Here is a 19,132-nt window from a genome sequence, read left to right on the forward strand (position 1 = left end):
GTGATCTCTGCTACAGCAGAGTGTGTGGCCACGTCCCTCACCGAGTCACCGTTGCGCGCGAAAGCGCCGTTGTGCGCATTCTGCTCGAGCCCGTCGTGGTCGGGCTCGCCGCCGGAGGCCGACAGTGGTCGGCCCAAGGGCTCCAATAAGCTGGCGGCGTGCGCCGCTTCGACTTCCCTGTGGACCTGCCCCATGCCAAGGCCGTGAACCAGACCCTCGCGGATGTCCGTCGTCTGCGGTGGTCGGCGATATTCGTCGGCCTGGTGTGCGTCGCGGGTGCGGTGGGTCTGTTCCTGCTCGGCGAAGCCTGGGCGTACATCGTCGCCGCCGTGCTGGCGGTCGCGGCCGCGACGTCGGTGTGGGTGGCGCTGTGGGCGCCGCGCAAGGTGGGGACCATCGAACAGCTCTACCGCGACAGCCCTCTCGTCCCGGCCGTCGTCGCCGCCGAGCGTGCCCGCGGGCTGACGCTGCTCGCGCTCGTCGACATCGCCAAGCCCGAGACGTCCGGCCGGCACTTCGCCCTGGTCACCCGCAACGTGGAGGCGGTGCCGGGTCACCGGATCGCGATCGGTGAGCGCGTGCCGTGTGCCGCGGTCCTTTCCGACCGCACGACCCGCAACGACTCGGGGGTGTGGCAGATGGTCGGCCCCATGCCGATCGCCTGGGGTACCCGTGATCAGAAGGTCATCGCCGACGCGGTCGCGCAGATCCCCGAAGTGGAGTGGCGCGTGCTGAAGGACAAGCTGAAGATGGTGGACCAGGTCGACGCCAACGACGAGCGTCGCCTCGAACTGGCGAGCAAGGAACTGCCGCCCGAGCTGCGGTGACACAGGACTGCGGTGACATGGAAGTACGCACGCTGACCGACGGTGCGGTGGTGCTCTCGCCACCGGGTCCGGCCGACGTCGACGCCATCACCGAGGCGTGCCGGGATCCTCTGATCGCCCGGTGGACCACCGTGCCCTCCCCCTACACCCGGGCCGACGCACTGCACTTCGTCGAGGACGTCGTTCCGGCCAAGTGGGCGAACGGTTTCCCCGATTGGGCCGTACGAAGCTCCGCGGATGGGATGTTCTGCGGCATGGTCGGATTCGTCCCGCGTGAGAGTGCCGATCCGGAGATCGGCTACTGGATCGCACCGACGGCCCGAGGCCGGGGTACGGCGACGGCCGCGGTGCGACTGGCATGTGGCTTCGCCTTCGCGCAGGACGGCATGAACGTCCCGCGGGTCGCCTGGCGCGCATTCGTCGGGAACGACGCCTCGGCGCTCGTCGCGCGACGGGTCGGGTTCCGGTACGAGGGCATTGCCCGCAACGGCCTGCTCCAGCGGGGCGTGCTGCGGGACGTGTGGGTCGCCGGACTGTCGGCCGACGACCCACCCGGACCCGTGGACGGCTGGCCCCTGTAGTTCTCAGCGCTGTAGTCCTCGGGCGCTGTAGTCCTCGGGCGCTGTAGTTCTCAGCGCTGTGGCCCTCGGGGGCCGTGGGGATCACGCGAGGTGCGGGAGCACTTCCTTCTCGAGCAGTTCCAGCCCCGAGGTGTCGTAGGCGGCCTCGGGAAGGTAGAAGATCGCGTACTCGAGCCCCTGCTTCTTCAGTGCGGTGAGGTTCTCGACGACCTGCTCGGGAGTGCCGACGGCGGGCATCCCCCGGAAGGCGTCGAGCGCCCCGTCGGCCTTCTCCGCTCCGACGATCGGTTCGAGACGGGCCCGCAGTGCCTCGAGCCGGTCCTGCACCTCGGCTTCGGTGCGGCCGATCGCCACGTTGTAGTTGGCCGATCGCACGATGGCGCCGAAGTCGGTGCCGACCTCGGCGCAGTGCTCGCGCAGGATCTCGGACTTGCGCGCGAATCCTTCGGGTGTGCCGTCGAAGTTGGTGTACTGCGCGTACTTCGCGGCGATCTTCAGGGTCACCTTCTCGCCGCCACCGGCGATCCACAGCGGAATGCCGCCCTCCTGCAGCGGAAGCGGACGGACGATGGCTCCGTCGACGGTGTAGTGCCTGCCCGAGAGTGTCGCGGAACCCGTGGTCCAGGCCTGGCGGAAGATCTGCACGCCCTCGTCGAGCCGGCGGAGTCGCTCACCCGCCGACGGGAAACCGTAACCGTATGCACGCCATTCGTGCTCGTACCATCCGCCACCGATCCCCATCTCGATGCGCCCACCGGAGATGATGTCGGCGGTGGCGGCGACCTTCGCGAGATAGGCGGGGTTGCGGTAGGCCATGGCGGTGCACATCTGGCCGATGCGCACCCGCTCGGTGACGGCAGCGAAGGCCGACACGAGGCTCCATGCCTCGTGGGTGGCCTCATCGGTGGGCGCAGGGACGGTGTGGAAGTGGTCGTACACCCAGATCGATTCCCACGGCCCGGCGTCGGCACGGACGGCGAGATCGCGCATCACCCGCCAATGGTCGGAGGGATCGATGTCGACGAGGTCCAGGCGCCAACCTTGAGGAACGAACAGTCCGAAACGCATGCGACTCCTTCGCTGGTAGGTACGGGCACGATGTCGTCCATCCACCCCACGGGTTCCAGTGTGCGGTGCGACCGCCGAACATTCCTCCCGAAGTCCGGCACCGTGTGCGACACGACGACTGCGTTCCCGTCGGATATCGACGAGGGTGCTGCGTACCATCGGACCCATGGCCGGACGGACACGCGTGGCGCTCGCCCTCGGCAGTGGCGGCGCCCGCGGGTACGCCCACATCGGCGCCATCCGGGCGATCGAGGAACGCGGTCTCGAAATCGTCGGAGTCTCAGGCGCTTCGATGGGTGCGCTGGTCGGTGGTGTCTATGCGGCAGGCGCGATGGACCCGTACACCGAATGGGCCACCGGCCTGTCCCAGATGGATGTCGTGCGCCTGCTCGACCTGTCCGTCTCGGCTCCCGGCGCGATCCGCGCGGAGCGGATCCTGTCCAAGATGCGGGAGATCCTCGGCGACGCGGTGATCGAAGAACTTCCGATTCCCTTCACCGCGGTCGCCACCGATCTCGCCGCAGGTCGCGCTGTCTGGTTCCAGCGAGGTCCCGTCCACTCGGCGATCCGGGCGTCCATCGCGATACCCGGCGTCATCACGCCGGTGATACTCAACGGCCGTGTCCTCACCGACGGCGGCACCCTGTCGCCTCTGCCGATCGCACCGACGGTCGGCATGCCCGCCGACCTCACGATCGGGGTCAGTCTCGGTGGGGAGGAACACGGCGCGGCGCACTCACCCGAGAACGCAAGCTCGGAAGCACGTCCCATCGAGGAATGGAAGGCACGTTTCCGGCGCAGCGCCAACCAGATGCTCGACACCGACATCGTGCGGTCGGTGGTCAACCGGTTCTCGACCGGTGCGGCGAGCGACGAGCCACCGGAGGTGGCTGCCGAGGACGCCGGAGATGTCGACACCGACGATGCGCTCGTCCCGAAGTTCGGACGCGTCGCGGTGATGAACCGGTCGCTCGACATCATGCAGTCGGCGCTGTCCCGGTTCCAGTTGGCGGCCTATCCGCCCGACATCCTCGTCGAGGTGCCACGAACCGCGTGTCGAAGCCTCGACTTCCACAAGGCTGCGGACATGATCGCGCTGGGTCGCTCACTGACCGAAGACGCCCTCGACCGTGCCGGTATCGCGGCCTCCGCCCCCACCGGTTCGGGGCCCGAGATCTCTGCCGACTCGTCATCGGACGTGCCCGGCTCGCCCTGACTGCTACCGAGCAGCGTCCATCGGCCGGTGTGTTTCGTACATCCGGAGAGCGACGATCAGCGCGGAGGTTGCGCTGACGGCCGCAGCGACTCCGACCGCGGCGTGCAGACCCATCAGGTCGGCGACGATCCCGCCGAGGACTGCCCCGACCGCGTAGCCCAGATCGCGCCAGACGCGGTAGACGCCGACGGCCCGGCCTCGCCAGACCGGATGGGCGACGTCGCCGATCACGGCCAGCAGGGTGGGATAGACCATGGCGGTGCCCGCACCCAGCAGTACGGTGCCGGTCGCCCAGCCCGCGAATGCGTCGCTCAGCGCGATGACCGCCAGGGCGACCGCCTGCGTGGCCATTCCCGCGGTGATCAGGTGCTTCCGGCCGATCCGGTCCGAAAGGGCTCCGGTGACCAATTGTCCCGCGCCCCACACTCCTGGATAAAGGGCGAACAGCAGGCCGATCTGTGCAACGGTGAGGTCCGCGGTGGCGAACAACAGGGGGAACAACCCCCACGAGAGACCGAAATTGAGGTTGTTGACCAATCCCGCCTGACTCGCCGAGGACAGAGCGGGTTCCCGAAGACTGGTCTGGACCACGATCTCACGGTCGGTCAGGTCGGCGTGAAGGTGATCGTGGATTCCGTCGGCGCGGGCCACATGTTGCCCGGCGTCGAGCAACGCGTGATCCCGGGTCTCCTTCACGAAGAAACCCGACAACACCAACGCCAGGGCGGTGTACGCGAGCCCCAGCAGGAAGGGTGCGGGGCGCAGACCGAAATGCTCGGCCAGATAACCGGCGAACAGCGATGTCACCGCGACAGCGCCGTAACCTGCAGCTTCGTTGAGTCCCATGGCCAGACCGCGCCGGGCCGGACCGACCAGATCGATCTTCATCACCACGGTCGTCGACCAGGTGAGCCCCTGGTTGATACCCAACAGTACGTTCGCGGCTACCACCCACCACCAGTCGGTGGCGAGAATCAGCATGAGAGGTACCGGCAGGGCGAACAACCATCCCACCAGCAGCACCGGTTTGCGCCCGTAGCGGTCGGAGAAGGTCCCGGCGAAGTAGTTTGCGGCAGCCTTGGTGATCCCGAAGGCTGCCACGTAGGTGAAGATGAATGTGTAACCGCTCAGCCCGAATTCGTTCTCGGCAAGCAGCGGAAGAACGGTCTGTTGCTGACCGACCATGCCTCCCACCAGGGCGTTGACCGCCACCAGCAGGGTGAACTGGGCGGCGTTGGCCCGCAGACCCAGCACCGGAGGCCGGGGCGTGGCCCTGGGGCTCACGTCCCGGCCTCCGGGTCGGGGCCGACGGCTACGGCCGGTTCCGGTTCGTACGCCGTCTCCATGGTTGCGACCGAGGTCAGCGACGGAAGAGCGACCGCACGCTTCGACGCTCGGCGCGGGCCGGGACGGTGTCCTGACCGCAGGTGCAGCGATCGGCGGCGGGCACCGAACGCATGACGGCGTCGACATGCTGTCCGCATCCGCCCCATCCGGTCTTTGCGCAGTTCGGGCAGGCGACGGGGTAACACATGAGAGTCCTCCTCGATGAGAGTTCGCTACGGACCCGGCGAAGGGTCAGGAGCGGGAGGCTGCGCGTTGTCCGGCAACCTGGTCGTGGATCTCGGTCATGTCGAGGGCCTCGATCCGGGTGATCAGGTCCTCGAGAGCCGGTGCCGGCAACGCGCCGGGCTGTGAGTAGACGAGCACACCTTCTCGGAATGCCATGATCGTCGGAATCGAGCGGATGTTCGCCATGGCGGCGAGCTGCTGCTCGGCCTCGGTGTCGACCTTGGCATGCACGATCTCGGGGTGTGCCTGCGACGACTTGTCGAAGACCGGGGCGAAGGCACGGCACGGGCCGCACCACGACGCCCAGAAGTCGACGAGAACGATGTCGTTGCCGACGATGGTGGATTCGAAGTCCGCCATCGTGAGGTTCTTCGTCGTCATCGTTTCCGTTCCTTTCTCCGGGCCGGAATGATCAGGCAGGGACGTGAGATTCGGCCCACGCGTTGTAGCCGCCGAGCAGATCCGTGACGTTCTCGAAGCCCTGGGCCCGCAGCAGCGAAGCCGCCACGCTCGAACGCCATCCACCGGCACAGTGCACCACGATCGGCTTGCCGGCGGGAACCTGGTCCAGACGGGCCCGCAACTGCGCCAACGGGATCGGCACCGCGCCCGGAATCGTCCCGAACTCGCGCTCACCGGGGTTGCGGATGTCGACGAGGGTGACCGCGTCGGCGGCGAGCAAGCGGTCGAGTTCCTCGACGGTCGTCCGGGGTGCGGCCTCGATCAGGCCGGCCAGCTCCGCGGGGAAGGCCCCGTCCCGGTCGACGTTCAGATAACCTGCGGCACCGTCGGATCCGATTCGCGCCAGGCGCACCGCGGCGTCCTGCTCCTCACCGGGATAGGTGATCAGCACGATCTTCTCGCCGACCTCGGCGACCATGCCGCCGGTCTCGGCGAAACGCCCGTCGAACCCGACGTTGACCGATCCGCGCAGATGCCCGGCGGCGAAATCGTCGACGCTTCTCGCATCGAGAACACGCGTGCCGGCCTCGAGTTCGGCCTTCACCTGCTCGGGGCTCAGCTCGGGAATGGTGCGGTCCTGCAGCAGAAGCGGGTGCATCCGCTTGTTCATCGCGGCGTCGACCGAGAAGTACGACGGGGCGGCCGGCTGCCCTTCGGTGACCAGGGCGACGAAGTCGTCCTCGCTCATCGGTTGCACGGACGGGTTGGTGGCGCGCTGCTCCCCGATGGTCGAGGTGAGTTCGGTCGACAGGTTCTTCCCGCAGGACGAACCGGCACCGTGAGCGGGCATGACCACGACCTGGTCGGGCAAGGTCAGCAGCTTCTCGTGCACGGTGTGATACATCGCTCGCGCCAGATCGCTGGTGGATCCGTCGCCGAGGTTGACCAGGTCGGGGCGGCCGACATCGCCGATGAACAGCGAGTCGCCGGTGAGCACCGCCGACGGGACGGCATCGGGGTGTTCGCGCACCAGCACCGAGATCGATTCCCAGGTGTGGCCCGGGGTGGAGAGAATTTCGAGTTCGACCTCACCGAGGGACAGCTTCTCGCCGTCGCGCAGCCGGCGGATCGGGTAGTCGGTCTCGGCGGCTTCACCGAATCCGATCCACGCACCCGTGGCGTCGACCAGTTCGAGGTGACCCGAGACGAAGTCCGCGTGGAAGTGGGTGTTGATCACCCCTTCGATGGTCAGTCCGTACTTCTTTGCGTCGGAGAGGTATTCGGTGATGTCGCGGCGGGGGTCGACCACGACCGCCCTGCCCGTGCTCTCGTCACCGATGAGGTAGGACGCGTGGGAGAGGCACTCGATGTAGTACTGCTCGAGAATCATGGATTCCTCCGTTGCTGGATCCGGGTGATGTTCCGGTGATGTAGACATCGTGGCATATACCCCCTAGGGTATGTCAAGTACCCCCTGGGGTATCCGGGTCCGATTTCCCGGCAGCGCAGGATCGAGCAGGGAGTTACCGATGGAGAATCCGGAAGCCGATACCGCCGCCCTGCGACGCCTGCGCCGAGCACAAGGCCAGCTCACCGCGGTTATCACGATGCTCGAAACCGACCGCGATCTGCGCGAGGTGGTCATTCAGCTCGCAGCGACATCCCACGCGCTGCATCGCGCCGGATTCAAGATCATCTCGGACCGGCTCCGCCGATGCATCCTCGACGAACAGGACGCCGCCTGCGACGACCGCATCACCGAGAAGGAACTCGAGAAGTTGTTCCTCGGCCTCGCCTGAGCTCACCCAACAAGCTCCTTGCATATACCCCCAGGGGTATGTGTACGATAGTCGAAGAATACCCCCTGGGGCACTTTTATCAGCCCCATCCGATTCCCCGATCGAAAGGCCCCCCATGACCGAGTCCCCCGCTGTCACCGTCGACCCGAACTCCTTGCACGAGTCGATCGACTCCGGCAAGAACGTGCGGATCATCGACGTCCGGACTCCGGGCGAGTTCGAGTCCGTGCACATCCCCGGCGCCTACAACGTCCCCCTGGACCTGTTGCGCGAGCACCGCGACGAGTTCTGCGCTCATTTCGACGAGAACGTCGTCCTGGTGTGTCGCTCCGGACAGCGTGCCGGTCAAGCCGAAGAGACCCTGCGCGACGCAGGATTGTTCAACCTCCACATCCTCGAGGGCGGCATGCTCGGCTGGGAAGCGGCCGGCCTGCCCGTCAACCGCGGCGCCGAACGCTGGGACCTCGAACGCCAGGTCCGGCTCGTCGCCGGTTCGCTCGTGCTGAGCTCGGTTCTCGGCAGCATCGCCGTGCCGAAGCTCAAGTGGCTCGCCGCCGGAATCGGCGGTGGGTTGACCTTCGCCGCACTGTCGAACACCTGCGCAATGGGCATGCTGCTGTCCAAGCTGCCCTACAACCGCGGCGCCTCGTGCGACGCCCAGAGCATCGTCGCGCAGCTTGTCCAGTCGAATACCGAAAGCGCCGAGAGGAACTGATCATGATCGCGTTGACCGTAGCTCTGGCAGTCCTCGTCGGTGTCACCCTCGGACTGCTCGGTGGCGGGGGCTCGATTCTCACCGTCCCGCTGCTCGCTTACGTGGCAGGTATGGACGCAAAGGAAGCGATTGCCACTTCGCTGCTGGTCGTGGGTGTCACCAGCGCGGTCGGCGCGATTTCCCATGCACGCGCCGGCCGCGTGCAGTGGCGCACCGGAATCCTGTTCGGTCTGGCCGGCATGGTCGGCGCCTACGGCGGGGGTCTGCTCTCGCGCTTCATACCCGGCACCGTCCTGCTGCTCGGCTTCGCCGTAATGATGATCGCAACAGCGATCGCCATGCTCCGCGGCCGTAAGAACAAGGCCGCGGCCGACGACGGCGACCAGGCCATGCCCGTGGGCAAGATCCTGCTCGACGGTGTGGTCGTCGGTCTGGTCACAGGCCTCGTCGGCGCCGGCGGCGGCTTCCTCGTCGTCCCGGCTCTGGCGCTGCTCGGTGGTCTGCCGATGCCGGTCGCGGTCGGTACCTCGCTGATCGTGATCGCCATGAAGTCCTTCGCCGGACTCGGCGGCTACCTGTCCACAGTGCAGATCGACTGGCGTCTGGCGGCGATGGTCACCGGTGCCGCCGTCGTGGGCAGCCTCATCGGCGGCCGCCTGACCTCACTGGTCGATCCGGACACCCTGCGCAAGAGCTTCGGCTGGTTCGTCCTGATCATGTCCTCCGTCATCCTCGCGCAGGAGATCCATCCCGGCGTCGGCATCGCCGCGGCGGCACTCACCGTCGTTGCCGCCGGCGCTATCTATGCCTGCAACCGCAGGGAGCACTGCCCGCTGCAACGACTCGGAGGACGCTCTCGCGCCGCCGTGGCGGCGGGCTGAGCGGAGAACTCGGAAGTGCTCACCCATTCTCGACAGACCCGAACCGAGGAGTTCACCATGCACGAAGTCGACACTGCCGCTCTGATCCAGGCGTGGGAGTCCGGAGCTCCGGTGCTCGATGTCCGCGAGGACTACGAGTACATCCAGGGCCACGTTCCCGGCGCCCAATTGATCCCCCTCCCCGAACTGTCCGCCCGTGTGAGCGAGGTAGCTCCGGGAGAGACCGTCTACGTCATCTGCGCATCCGGAAACCGGAGCAAGCGCGGAGCCGAGATCCTCGAATCGGCCGGACGGCCCGCGGTATCCGTTGCCGGCGGGACGAGAGCGTGGGTGTCCGCGGGCCGAGAGGTCCGGCGCGGCCCCACCGCCTGAGCATCGGGCCGAACTTCTTCACCAGCGGCCTGCACGCCGCCGTCGACGACGGTGTGCAGGCCGTAGAGTGGAACCGTGCCGGGCTTCGCCCGAACGGTAGGAGTGGGACCGGTCGGAGACATGTCCCGACGCATCGACGGCGACCCGTTGGCGATCGGCGCGGTGGACGCTCCCGTGGTGATGGTCGCGTACTCCGACTACCGCTGCCCGTTCTGTGCCAAGTTCAGCCGGGACGTCGAAGCGGCCTTGATCGACAAGTACGTGGACGAGGGAATTCTGCGCATCGAATGGCGCGACCTGCCGATCTTCGGCGAGCAGTCGATGGCCGAAGATCTTGCCGGCCACGCCGCTGCCGCACAGGGGAAGTTCTGGGAGTTCGGTACGGCCGTCTACGCCTCCTCCCCCGATCGTGGTCATCCCGACCTGACATCGGAGGCTCTGCGCAGCTTCGCAGCTGCGGCCGGAGTGCCCGACCAGGACCGATTCGACCGGCAGGCCGCCGACCCGTCCGTGGACCAGGACATCTACGCCGACATGCTCGAGGCGAACACCATCGGCGTGGCAAGTACACCGTCGTTCGTGATCAACGGCACCCCGATTCTGGGCGCACAACCGCTCGGGGTCTTCGAGCAGGTCATCGAGGCAGCAGCCGGGTCGGCGCCGTGACCGAGATCGGTCTGCTCGGCGCCCTGCTCGGCGACCTGCTTTCCCTGCTCAGTCCGTGCTCGGCGCTGCTACTGCCCTCCTTCTTCGCGTATGCCTTCGACGGCGCGGGACGTCTTGCAGCACGCACCGCACTCTTCTATGCCGGATTGACCTCGGTGCTCGCGCCTCTGGGCGCCGGACTCGGATTGGTCGGTGCGCTCCTGACTCAGCAGGCTCCATTGCGAACTCATACCGCCTCCCTCATCTCGGGTCTGCTGTTCATCGGCATCGGCGTGCTGTTTCTCGTCACCGACGGCACCGCGAATCTCACCTGCCTCATGGGCGTCGACGAGCAGCTCGACCTGCAAGTTGCACTCGGACAATGGGCCACGGACATGCACGGTCCCGGCCTACTCCTGACAGTCGCTGTCATCGCGTTCGCCGCGGTCGCAGTCCGCGTGATTCGGCAACGGCGTCAACATCGACCCGGGTACCACTGAAAGAGGATGCGACCGAAAGGAGCGAGATGACGTTGGTGCTCGCGCTGGGCTTCGGTGCCGTCATCGGCGTGCTGCTCGGCCTGCTCGGCGGAGGCGGATCGATCCTCGCGGTCCCGGCTCTGGTCTTCGGCCTGGGGTTGAGCATGGCGCAGGCCATCCCGATCTCACTGATCGTCGTCGGCGTGGCGTCGGCGGTGGGGGTGCTTCCGAAAGTACGCGCTCGCCAGGTCGAGTGGCGTCTGGCAGGTATCTTCGCCGCCACCGGCATTCCGGCCACCTTCGCGGGCAGCGCCGTGGGACGGTTGCTTCCGGAACGCGCTCTTCTGATCGGGTTCGCGGTGGTGATGGTCTTGGCAGGAGCGAGGATGCTCGCCGATCGTGGCGATACCGGAACAGCGTGCTCGACCGAAGGATCCCGAATCAACTGGCGCCGTTGCGCTCCTCGGTCGATCGCGGCCGGCCTCACGGTCGGCTTTCTCACCGGCCTGTTCGGTGTCGGCGGCGGATTTCTGATCATCCCTGCGCTCGTCCTCATGCTCGGCATCGAGATGCCGGTTGCCGTGGGCACCTCGCTGGTGATCATCGTCGCCAATTCCGCCGCGGGTCTGATCTCGCATCTGAGCGGCACGAGCATCGACTGGGCGATCACCGCCGCCTTCGCCGGCACAGCGATCGTCGGGTCGCTCGTCGCGGGGCAGTTCGGGACCCGCATCGACACCGACCGGCTTCAACGCTGGTTCGCCTATCTGGTGTTCGCCGTGGCCGCCTACGTGCTCGTCGACGCGATCTTCCTACGGTGACCGCTACCGCATCCACCGTTTCACCCATACGGGTACGGGTATTCGTCCCGTACATCCCCCGAATGAAGGAGTCCCCGATGGACGTGTCGATCATCGAAACCTCCGGCCTCGGCGATCGCAGCTACCTGATCAGCGCGGGCGACATCGGTGCCGTGGTGGACCCGCAACGCGACATCGACCGAGTACTGAAGCTGGCGGCCGAACGCGGAGTACGCATCACCCACGTGCTCGAAACGCACATCCACAACGACTACGTCACCGGCGGTCTCGAACTGTCCAGGGCAGTGAACGCCGAATACGTCGTTCCGGCCGGCGACGATCTCGGCTACCAGCGGCGCGCGGTGGTCGACGGCGACATCGTCGACGCCGGAGCATTCCGATTCCAGGTCATGCACACTCCCGGCCACACGCATCATCACGTCAGCTATGTGCTGCGCGATCCCGACGACACTGCCGTCGGAGTGTTCACCGGCGGTTCGATGCTCTTCGGCACGACCGGACGGACCGATCTCGTCGGCGAGGAGCACACCGACGAACTCACCCACGCGCAGTACCACTCGGTGCGCCGCCTCGCCGAGGAACTGCCTGCGGAGACGAAGGTGTACCCCACGCACGGCTTCGGCAGTTTCTGCGCCGCCACACCCGCCAGCGGCGACGAGTCCACCATCGGCCGCGAACGTACGTCGAACCCGGCCCTGACCCAGGACGAACAGGCATACGTCGACGAACTGCTCGCGGGGCTGGCCGCCTACCCTGCCTATTACGCCCATATGGGAGTGATCAACCGCGCCGGACCTGCGCCGGTGGACCTGTCGATGCCCGAGCGCGTCGATCCGGAGGAGCTGCGCCGGAGGATCGATTCCGGCGAATGGGTCGTCGACCTCCGCGAACGCACTGCTTTCGCCGCCGGACACCTCGGCGGCACCCTCGGGTTCGAACTATCCGGTTCGTTCGTAACCTATCTGGGCTGGCTCTACACCTGGGGAGCGCCGTTGACCCTGATCGGAGAGAGCGAGGAGCAGGTACTCGACGCGCGTCGCGAACTCGTCCGCATCGGCATCGACGATCTCGAAGGTGCCGCAGTGGGCGAGATCCACACCCTCGTCGCCGGCACCGAACTGCGTTCCTATCGTGTCGCCGATTTCCCCGCTCTCGCCCGCAGACGCGACGAGCAGCAGGTCACCGTCCTCGATGTGCGGCAGGCGAACGAGTTCGACGAATCGCACATCGACGGCGCCGTCAACATCGCACTGCACGAACTCGCCGATCGTCTCGACGAGGTCCCCCAGGGGGAAGTCTGGGTGCACTGCGCGTCCGGCTACCGCTCGTCGATCGCGGCATCGATGATCGATGCACCCGAACGCAACGTCGTTCTCGTCAACGACGAATTCGACCGTGCTCGCGAACTCGGACTCACCGGCTGAGACGGTCCCTCAGCCAACGGATCACCCGGCAGTTCGGTAACGCTGCCGGGTGATCAGCGCCGCCCCCATCCACAGCACGGCAAATGTCGCCGCCAGCGCCAGGCCGACGTACTCCAGGTTCAGAGCCGCGATCCACCCGGTCCACGGGTCGGTCAAGGCGAACACCTCGCGCGCCGTGGACACCAGAATGATGGTTCCCAGCACGGCTGCGGCGACGACCGACACACCCGTGGTGATCAACGTGAAGAAGATCTTCGTTCCGGGTGCCAGACCCTCACCGGAATAGAGTTTGGTCATTGCGATGCCGTCGATCGCGTCGACCAGTGTCATCCCCGCGGCGAAACACAAAGGTAGTGCCAGCACCAACCACACCGAGGCGCCGGGAGGGTCGTCGCGACCGCGACGGCGACGACCCCGATGGTCATCGCAGTATCGAACCCCAGACCGAACAGGACGCCGATCACGTAGATGTGCCGGGGATGACGCACCCTGCGCAGGGGCGCCTGCAACACCCGTGCCGCCGCCGTCCGCGACAGCGCCTGCTCCACGGCCACGGCGTCCGGCTCACGCTCGCGATGCAGGGCGCGCAAGCGCACCCAGGCCACGGCGTTGACGGCGGCGATGAGGACGAGGAAACCTCCGGCGACCACCGCGCCGACCGTCGCCAGCACCGCCGTCGCCGGTTCGTCGTCGGACAACAACCGCGTTGCGGTGCCGACCCCGGCTGCCACCAGGACCGTCACCACGAACACCACTGTCGAATGCCCCAGGCTGAACGCCAGGCCCACGCTCATGGGCCGGCGGCCTTCGCCGACAAACTTGCGCGTCGCGTTGTCGATACCGGTGATGTGATCGGCGTCGAGAGCATGCCGCAGCCCCAACGCGTATGCGGTCAGTGCGACGCTCACACTCACCGCGTCGGCGGCCGACGTCCATTGGGCCCACGCCAGCAGACCGAAGCCCAGGACGTGCACCGACGCCACAACCGCCAAGGTCGCAGCGATGCGCAGTCGCTCGGGAACGTGCTCTCGCCCGGAACTGTCGACCAAGCGAGCGAGCCCTGAATCACGAGACGAAGTGACGAACTCACTCACGCGCTGTTCTCCCTCCGACTGCGCAGACCGAAGCACCACGGCAGCGCAGGGCGTCGCAGCAATCGTCGCCCTCATACCCGCACGGCGTAGCTGTCACACTCGTGGTCGACAAGGTGAAGATCGGTCGCACAACTCACACTCCGACCAGATACCCCCGGGGGTACAATGGTCTACAGAACTAGGAAAGGACGCCTCCATGGTCGGCGACGAAGACAGCATCGCACTGGTACTCAACCGGCTGCGCCGCGCGCAGGGTCAGCTCGGCGGAGTGATCGCGATGATCGAACAGGGTCGTGACTGTAAGGATGTCGTAACCCAGCTCGCCGCGGTCTCCCGCGCTCTGGACCGTGCCGGATTCAAGATTGTGGCGAGCGGTTTGCGGGAATGCCTCACCGAGACGGCCCAGGACGGCAAGGAGCCGATGACCGAGGCCGAACTCGAGAAGCTCTTCCTCGCCCTGGCTTGACACCTCCCCTTCCGAGAGAAAGCAGGACACCCATGACACTCGCACTCTCGACCACCCTCCACACCTCGTTCGACGATGCGGTCGAACGCACCCGCAAGGCACTGGCCGGGCAGGGATTCGGCATTCTCACCGAGATCGACATGAAGGCCACCCTGAAGGCCAAGCTCGGTGAGGACCTGGAGGATTACGTGATCCTCGGTGCGTGCAATCCGCCGCTCGCCCACCGGGCGGTGACGGTCGATCGGCAGATCGGGCTCTTGCTCCCCTGCAACGTCGTGGTCCGCACCGACCCCGAGGATCCCGACACCGTGGTGGTCGACGCAATGAACCCACAGATGATGGTGCAGGTCGCCGATCAGCCGGGACTCGCGGAGGTCGCCGACGACGCCACCACCGCTCTGCAGGCCGCCATCGATTCCTTGAAGGCGGATACGGCACAGAACTGAATCGACACCACGAGGGGCCGGCACAGCGACTGTGCCGGCCCCTCGCCCCGAACGGGTCAGGGATAGTTGGGATTGTTGTATTCGGGGATCTCGATGCTGATCGGGCGCAGTTCCGACATGTACAGCAGGACGAACTGGCGCAGCAGTTCGTCGAACGTCCAGTAGGCATCCGGCGCCAGCGGAAGCGGCAGCAGGCCTTCGCGTACCGCGATGAACGGACCCCACGCGACGTCGAGCAGTGTGCCCCAGACCGGTTCGCGCGGAATATTGAGCCAGTTGGCGACCTCGTCGCCGAGAGCGAAGCGGGTGAGCGCACCGAGGATCGGGCGGGACAACAGCGAGAAGTCGAGACCCTTACCGAGATCGAGGAGCATATCGGCGAGCTTCACGCCCTCGGGTGTGGGCGCCAGGATCGGATCGAGCGCCTCCTGCGCCTGGGATTCGGCGTCGTCCCAGGTGGCCGGGATGTACTGGTCTTCGATGCCGAGCATGTGCGCACTGACCTGCCACGAGTGCAGGAATCCGTCGGCCTCCGCGGCCGGGATGGGAACCTTCCACTCCTTCAACGTGCGCATCACGCTGGTGGGCAGGCTGTGCCAGGTGACCATCATGTCGTGCTGGCTGATCGGCACGTCCTCCGGTGCCATGTTGGACCAGTGCGAGGACTGCGGAAGCAGATGACGCACGCCGGCATGGACGAGCCTGGTCTTCACGGCTGTGACGATCATTTCGCCGTCGCCCAGATACGCGTTGCGAGAACCGATGTCGTAGCCCAATTTTGCAGTCTTCGAGATGCGGCCCTTCATGTTCGCGCCGCCCTTGGAGTAGTAGACGGCCAGCGCCTCTTTCGGGATGACCGTGCTCATCATCCCGCTCACGAATCCGTACAGCACACCGAGGTACAACCCGCGCTTCTCGTTGAAGCGGACGGCCGTCTCGAGTTTCGCCGGATCGGCCCAGGGCGGAAGCTGCCGGGCGTGTTCCATGAAGTCGCGCAGGTCGTTCGGAAGTCCTTCGGGTAACGGCTGGGAGTTCTTCTTCCAGGTGCGCAGCAGCTCGTTGACCCTCGGTACGTCGCCCCGCTCGAGCAATGAAGCGACGAGCGGGTCGGCCTCGTTGTCCCATACCTGTCGCGGGTCGGCACCGCTCCCCGCACCCGGTATCGATCCTGACGGTGACCACTTCCAGGGCCGGGCCTGGGCCGGCGCTGCCACCGCGAACGCCCCCAAGGCACCCAGGAGGCCACCGGTTTTCAGAACGTCGCGCCTGCTCGGATTATCCATACTGCCGCTCCCCTACGACTCGCGGATGTAGCAATGAAACATTCAGCGTTTCTCTGTAGCATCGAACCACACTGTGGCTCGGGTCACAATGAATCGTGAAATATCACTGCTCGGCATGGTCCGCGCCGGGACCGGAACGGTAAACTCTGGACTTCGAGGAGGACATGTGGATTCTGCGTCGCCGATTTCCCGAGCGGTCTCACCCGCCTCCCTACCGCCCCCTGCCGAATCGGCGTCGTTGCTGGAACGTGCCTTTCAGGACGCACTTCTACTCCCGGACGAATCCGTCATGGGTACCGAGATCGACGAGACCCGCGTGCGCCTGCTCGATGCCGCTTACGAACAGTTCTGCCGAACCGGCATCCAGCGCTCCTCGATGGAGGAGATCGCCCGCCGCGCGAAACTGTCGCGAATCACCGTGTACCGTAAGTTCGAATCGAAGGATGCCCTCGTCGACGAGGTCATCATGCGCGAGTTCCGCCGCTACTTCCTGCGTTTCCTCGAGGACATCGCCCAGGCCGACACCGTGGCCGACAGGGTGGTCCTCGGATTCGTCAGCGCGCTGCGCGTCATCCGCACGAACAGGCTGATCGGCAATCTGCTCGAGACCGAACCGGTGCTGTTCGCCGGTGCGATCGGAGGCGACGACGGAACGATGCTCGCCGCTGTCCGCCGGTTCGTCGCGGGGCAGTTGCAGCGAGAGCAACGCGCGGGAACGGTCGCCGCCGATCTGAACACCGATCTGGTGGCGGAGATGATCGTCCGCATCTCGGCATCGTTCCTCACCACACCGAGTCAGGTCGTCGACATCGACGACGACGACGCCCTGGCGTCGATCGCGCGGCAGTTCCTCGTTCCGATGGTGCTGCCGGGCTACGGGTCGACGCGGTAGTACCGCCCTTCTTCGTCCAATCGCGCCCGCAGTGCTTCCAACACCGGCCGCTGCCCCTTGATCAGTTTCGTCTCGGCGTCCGCCGCGACGATCCAGCGCGCATCGTCGACCTCCGGGATCGTGATCCGCTTACCGGACTTCGGCGGCCATTCGACCTCGCACGTGTTGCTTTCGACGAATTCCAACTCGTCCGTCGTCTCCCCCGCGTAGATGCTGACGATCTTGCCGGACGACTGCCGGTAGCGACCGAGCAACGACAGCGGCACGTCCGGCGGTTCGATCCCGCACTCCTCGGTGAACTCGCGCAGGGCGACCTCCCGGGGATCCTCCTCCGGGCCGTACTCCCCCTTCGGCACCGACCAGGCCGCTTCGTCCTTCCCCTTCCAGAACGGCCCGCCGGGGTGGACGAGCCACACGCTGAGCAGACCGGTGTCGTCGACGCGGTAGAACATCAGACCTGCGCTGGTGACGGCCATCATCGCTCCTGTATGCCTGCGACAGGTTGACGCAGAATGGTTTTCAGCTTCTCGGGAGCCGCGCGGCGAGGGTCGGACAGGTAGATCTCGTGGTGGTCGCCGGCGAACGTCACCCCTCGTTCGGGCATCACCTGCGTGTGCAGGCGCAGCAGGACAGGGCCTTCGTCGTCGTACGGTCCGATGTGCAGGATCTGCAGCGCCCTGCCCTCCGTCAGCCGGAACGGCCGCACACGCGGCAGGGACGGGAGCGGCTTCTTCTTCGCTTGGGTCTTGTCACCCGCAGCCTCGATCGCGTCGTTCACCATGTCGTCGGTGATCCAGGGAGGCTGCGCGATGAGCATGCGCCACGACCAGGAGTCCTTGTCCCGTGTGAGGAAGGTGGTCATGTCCTCGCTCCACCACAGACCCTCGAGAGGTCCGACGACGAAATCCCGGCCGAGTTCCTTCTTGGAGGTGAACTTCAGGGTGTACGCCACCGAGTAGAGGGCCTCGACGGCGTCGGCGTACTCGTCGGAACCGTTCGGATCGCCCTTGCCGTCCACGGCGAGGTAACCGAACTCGGGGACACGCACCTCGGTGAAATCCTCGGTCGAGCACGAGTACAGCTCGCGGTGCTCACGCTTGATGTCGTATTTGTCCACGGCGCCCCTTCCGTTCGAGGACGAGAATAGGCGCCCGACAGCATCCGTACGCGCGATCGACACCCCTTCGCCCCGCAGCCGATCGCGTCTAGCATCGTCCCCATGCTCGACGAGAGCACCCAGAAGACATTCGAGGAGAACCGCACCCACCTGCTGTCGGTGGCGTACCGCCTCACCGGCAGCATCGCCGACGCCGAGGACGCCGTGCAGGACGCATGGCTGCGACTCGTGGGCGCGGATGTCTCCGAGGTGCGCGACCTGCGTGCCTGGCTGACGACAGTCGTAGGACGGTTGTGCCTCGACAGACTGCGCTCGGCCGCGGTGCGCCGCGAGACCTACGTGGGCCAGTGGCTGCCCGAACCCGTCGTGGCGCCCCTCGGCTCCCTCGCTCCCCCGGACCCGCTCGACGAGATCGTGCGCGACGAGGACAACCGCCTGGCCGCGCTCGTCGTCCTCGACAGCCTGACACCGGCACAGCGCGTGGCGTTCGTGCTCCACGACGCGTTCGACATCTCGTTCGACGACATCGCCCGCATCCTCGGCGTCGCCACCCCGACCGCCCGCCAGCTGGCCTCCCGCGCCCGCCGTACGGTCTCGGCCGTTCCACCGCCGAGTTCACCGGCCGAACACGAGGAGGCCGTCGGGCGGCTCGTCGCGGCCTTCGCGGGCGCCGACCTCGACGCCGTCGTCGCCGCGCTCCATCCCGACGCCCGCATGATCGGCGACGCCGGCGGCACGACCCGTACGGCGCTGAACGTCGTGGTCGGAGCCGAGAAGGTCGCGCGGTTCATCCTCGGACTGCTGCGGCTCTACGGAGCCGAGGCGTTGACGGCCTTCGAACCGGTCCTCGTCAACGGCGAGATGGGTCTGTTGAACCGCGGTCGCCCGGCCGAGGACGGTCGGCCGGGCTTTCCTCCGCGCGTGACGGCGTGGACCGTGCGGGACGGACGGATCTGGGCGGCCTACGACATCGCGAACCCCGAGAAGCTCGGACGCGGAGTGCTCCTGCCCTACAGCATCTTCGACTAGGCG

At 66.5% G+C, this 19,132-nt stretch carries 25 protein-coding genes; 15 read left to right on the top strand and 10 right to left on the bottom strand.

Features of this window, described 5'->3' with window-relative positions:
* The first annotated feature begins 158 nt into the window (after window positions 1-158).
* On the top strand, window positions 159-827 hold the full coding sequence (locus tag M3330_RS07650) for a DUF3239 domain-containing protein (protein WP_255028175.1): 669 nt from the start codon (window positions 159-161) through the stop codon (window positions 825-827).
* A gap of 17 nt (window positions 828-844) precedes the next feature.
* A complete protein-coding gene (locus M3330_RS07655) occupies window positions 845-1,408 on the top strand; it encodes a GNAT family N-acetyltransferase (RefSeq protein ID WP_039587568.1) in 564 nt (187 codons plus the stop codon).
* 81 nt (window positions 1,409-1,489) lie between these two features.
* Here the strand turns inward: M3330_RS07655 and M3330_RS07660 are convergent, their stop codons facing one another.
* On the bottom strand, window positions 1,490-2,476 hold the full coding sequence (locus M3330_RS07660) for an LLM class F420-dependent oxidoreductase (protein WP_255028179.1): 987 nt from the start codon (window positions 2,474-2,476) through the stop codon (window positions 1,490-1,492).
* A 166-nt stretch (window positions 2,477-2,642) separates the two neighbouring features.
* On the opposite strand from M3330_RS07660, the gene M3330_RS07665 reads away from it, so the two are divergent.
* Entirely contained in the window at window positions 2,643-3,692 is a 1,050-nt protein-coding gene (locus M3330_RS07665) for a patatin-like phospholipase family protein (RefSeq protein WP_071936306.1), read from the top strand.
* 3 nt (window positions 3,693-3,695) lie between these two features.
* On the opposite strand, the gene M3330_RS07670 is transcribed toward M3330_RS07665, so the two are convergent.
* The 4 genes from M3330_RS07670 to M3330_RS07685 all read right to left on the bottom strand — a co-directional run bounded on the left by M3330_RS07670 (window position 3,696) and on the right by M3330_RS07685 (window position 7,056).
* Window positions 3,696-4,976 carry an MFS transporter gene (locus M3330_RS07670; RefSeq protein WP_039587574.1) on the bottom strand — a complete coding sequence of 427 codons (1,281 nt, stop codon included), beginning with the start codon at window positions 4,974-4,976 and terminating at the stop codon, window positions 3,696-3,698.
* 76 nt (window positions 4,977-5,052) lie between these two features.
* Complete coding sequence (locus M3330_RS07675) at window positions 5,053-5,226, bottom strand: hypothetical protein (protein WP_162836426.1); 174 nt, start codon at window positions 5,224-5,226, stop codon at window positions 5,053-5,055.
* A 44-nt stretch (window positions 5,227-5,270) separates the two neighbouring features.
* The gene (gene trxA / locus M3330_RS07680) at window positions 5,271-5,645 is read right to left on the bottom strand and encodes a thioredoxin (RefSeq protein WP_071934404.1); all 375 of its coding nucleotides are present in this window, start codon (window positions 5,643-5,645) and stop codon (window positions 5,271-5,273) included.
* 31 nt (window positions 5,646-5,676) lie between these two features.
* Entirely contained in the window at window positions 5,677-7,056 is a 1,380-nt protein-coding gene (locus M3330_RS07685; RefSeq protein WP_106200585.1) for a rhodanese-like domain-containing protein, read from the bottom strand.
* 139 nt (window positions 7,057-7,195) lie between these two features.
* Between M3330_RS07685 and M3330_RS07690 the strand changes: the two genes are divergently transcribed.
* The 8 genes from M3330_RS07690 (at window position 7,196) to M3330_RS07725 (ending at window position 12,802) form a co-directional block, all read left to right on the top strand.
* Window positions 7,196-7,465, top strand: coding sequence for a metal-sensitive transcriptional regulator (locus M3330_RS07690; RefSeq protein ID WP_071934402.1), 270 nt, complete (start codon window positions 7,196-7,198; stop codon window positions 7,463-7,465).
* Between the two features lie 115 nt (window positions 7,466-7,580).
* Window positions 7,581-8,180, top strand: a complete 600-nt coding sequence (locus M3330_RS07695; RefSeq protein ID WP_039587607.1) for a rhodanese-like domain-containing protein — start codon at window positions 7,581-7,583, stop codon at window positions 8,178-8,180.
* A 2-nt stretch (window positions 8,181-8,182) separates the two neighbouring features.
* The gene (locus M3330_RS07700) at window positions 8,183-9,061 is read left to right on the top strand and encodes a sulfite exporter TauE/SafE family protein (protein ID WP_039587610.1); all 879 of its coding nucleotides are present in this window, start codon (window positions 8,183-8,185) and stop codon (window positions 9,059-9,061) included.
* A 57-nt stretch (window positions 9,062-9,118) separates the two neighbouring features.
* On the top strand, window positions 9,119-9,433 hold the full coding sequence (locus tag M3330_RS07705; protein WP_039587717.1) for a rhodanese-like domain-containing protein: 315 nt from the start codon (window positions 9,119-9,121) through the stop codon (window positions 9,431-9,433).
* A gap of 120 nt (window positions 9,434-9,553) precedes the next feature.
* Window positions 9,554-10,099, top strand: a complete 546-nt coding sequence (locus M3330_RS07710) for a thioredoxin domain-containing protein (protein WP_083543719.1) — start codon at window positions 9,554-9,556, stop codon at window positions 10,097-10,099.
* On the top strand, window positions 10,096-10,578 hold the full coding sequence (locus M3330_RS07715; protein ID WP_255028195.1) for a hypothetical protein: 483 nt from the start codon (window positions 10,096-10,098) through the stop codon (window positions 10,576-10,578). The genes M3330_RS07710 and M3330_RS07715 overlap by 4 nt, the downstream gene beginning before the upstream one ends.
* A gap of 26 nt (window positions 10,579-10,604) precedes the next feature.
* A complete protein-coding gene (locus tag M3330_RS07720; RefSeq protein ID WP_071934401.1) occupies window positions 10,605-11,378 on the top strand; it encodes a sulfite exporter TauE/SafE family protein in 774 nt (257 codons plus the stop codon).
* A 77-nt stretch (window positions 11,379-11,455) separates the two neighbouring features.
* A complete protein-coding gene (locus M3330_RS07725; protein WP_071934400.1) occupies window positions 11,456-12,802 on the top strand; it encodes a rhodanese-like domain-containing protein in 1,347 nt (448 codons plus the stop codon).
* Window positions 12,803-12,823: 21 nt separating this feature from the next.
* Here the strand turns inward: M3330_RS07725 and M3330_RS07730 are convergent, their stop codons facing one another.
* Together M3330_RS07730 and M3330_RS07735 are read right to left on the bottom strand one after the other, a co-directional pair.
* Window positions 12,824-13,132 carry a hypothetical protein gene (locus M3330_RS07730; protein WP_052227411.1) on the bottom strand — a complete coding sequence of 103 codons (309 nt, stop codon included), beginning with the start codon at window positions 13,130-13,132 and terminating at the stop codon, window positions 12,824-12,826.
* Complete coding sequence (locus tag M3330_RS07735) at window positions 13,129-13,896, bottom strand: hypothetical protein (RefSeq protein ID WP_198040593.1); 768 nt, start codon at window positions 13,894-13,896, stop codon at window positions 13,129-13,131. The genes M3330_RS07730 and M3330_RS07735 overlap by 4 nt, the downstream gene beginning before the upstream one ends.
* Window positions 13,897-14,092: 196 nt before the next feature.
* On the opposite strand from M3330_RS07735, the gene M3330_RS07740 reads away from it, so the two are divergent.
* Together M3330_RS07740 and M3330_RS07745 are read left to right on the top strand one after the other, a co-directional pair.
* Window positions 14,093-14,362, top strand: coding sequence for a metal-sensitive transcriptional regulator (locus tag M3330_RS07740; RefSeq protein ID WP_016695659.1), 270 nt, complete (start codon window positions 14,093-14,095; stop codon window positions 14,360-14,362).
* 32 nt (window positions 14,363-14,394) lie between these two features.
* Window positions 14,395-14,808, top strand: a complete 414-nt coding sequence (locus M3330_RS07745) for a DUF302 domain-containing protein (protein WP_039587618.1) — start codon at window positions 14,395-14,397, stop codon at window positions 14,806-14,808.
* Between the two features lie 56 nt (window positions 14,809-14,864).
* On the opposite strand, the gene M3330_RS07750 is transcribed toward M3330_RS07745, so the two are convergent.
* Entirely contained in the window at window positions 14,865-16,091 is a 1,227-nt protein-coding gene (locus tag M3330_RS07750; protein WP_039587620.1) for an oxygenase MpaB family protein, read from the bottom strand.
* 289 nt (window positions 16,092-16,380) lie between these two features.
* Between M3330_RS07750 and M3330_RS07755 the strand changes: the two genes are divergently transcribed.
* The gene (locus M3330_RS07755; RefSeq protein ID WP_083543549.1) at window positions 16,381-16,983 is read left to right on the top strand and encodes a TetR/AcrR family transcriptional regulator; all 603 of its coding nucleotides are present in this window, start codon (window positions 16,381-16,383) and stop codon (window positions 16,981-16,983) included.
* Here M3330_RS07755 and M3330_RS07760 read toward each other — a convergent pair.
* Together M3330_RS07760 and M3330_RS07765 are read right to left on the bottom strand one after the other, a co-directional pair.
* Window positions 16,965-17,459, bottom strand: coding sequence for an NUDIX domain-containing protein (locus tag M3330_RS07760; protein WP_039587624.1), 495 nt, complete (start codon window positions 17,457-17,459; stop codon window positions 16,965-16,967). The two genes, M3330_RS07755 and M3330_RS07760, sit on opposite strands and share 19 nt — an antisense overlap.
* Complete coding sequence (locus M3330_RS07765; RefSeq protein WP_255028219.1) at window positions 17,459-18,100, bottom strand: GyrI-like domain-containing protein; 642 nt, start codon at window positions 18,098-18,100, stop codon at window positions 17,459-17,461. The genes M3330_RS07760 and M3330_RS07765 overlap by 1 nt, the downstream gene beginning before the upstream one ends.
* 102 nt (window positions 18,101-18,202) lie before the next feature.
* Here M3330_RS07765 and M3330_RS07770 point away from each other — a divergent pair, with 102 nt between their 5' ends.
* Window positions 18,203-19,129 (top strand): sigma-70 family RNA polymerase sigma factor, encoded by a 927-nt coding sequence (locus tag M3330_RS07770; protein ID WP_006551713.1) that lies wholly within the window; start codon window positions 18,203-18,205, stop codon window positions 19,127-19,129.
* Window positions 19,130-19,132: the final 3 nt, after the last annotated feature.

The sequence above is a fragment of the Rhodococcus sp. GA1 genome, assembly GCF_024321955.1.
Classification (GTDB): domain Bacteria; phylum Actinomycetota; class Actinomycetes; order Mycobacteriales; family Mycobacteriaceae; genus Rhodococcus; species Rhodococcus pyridinivorans.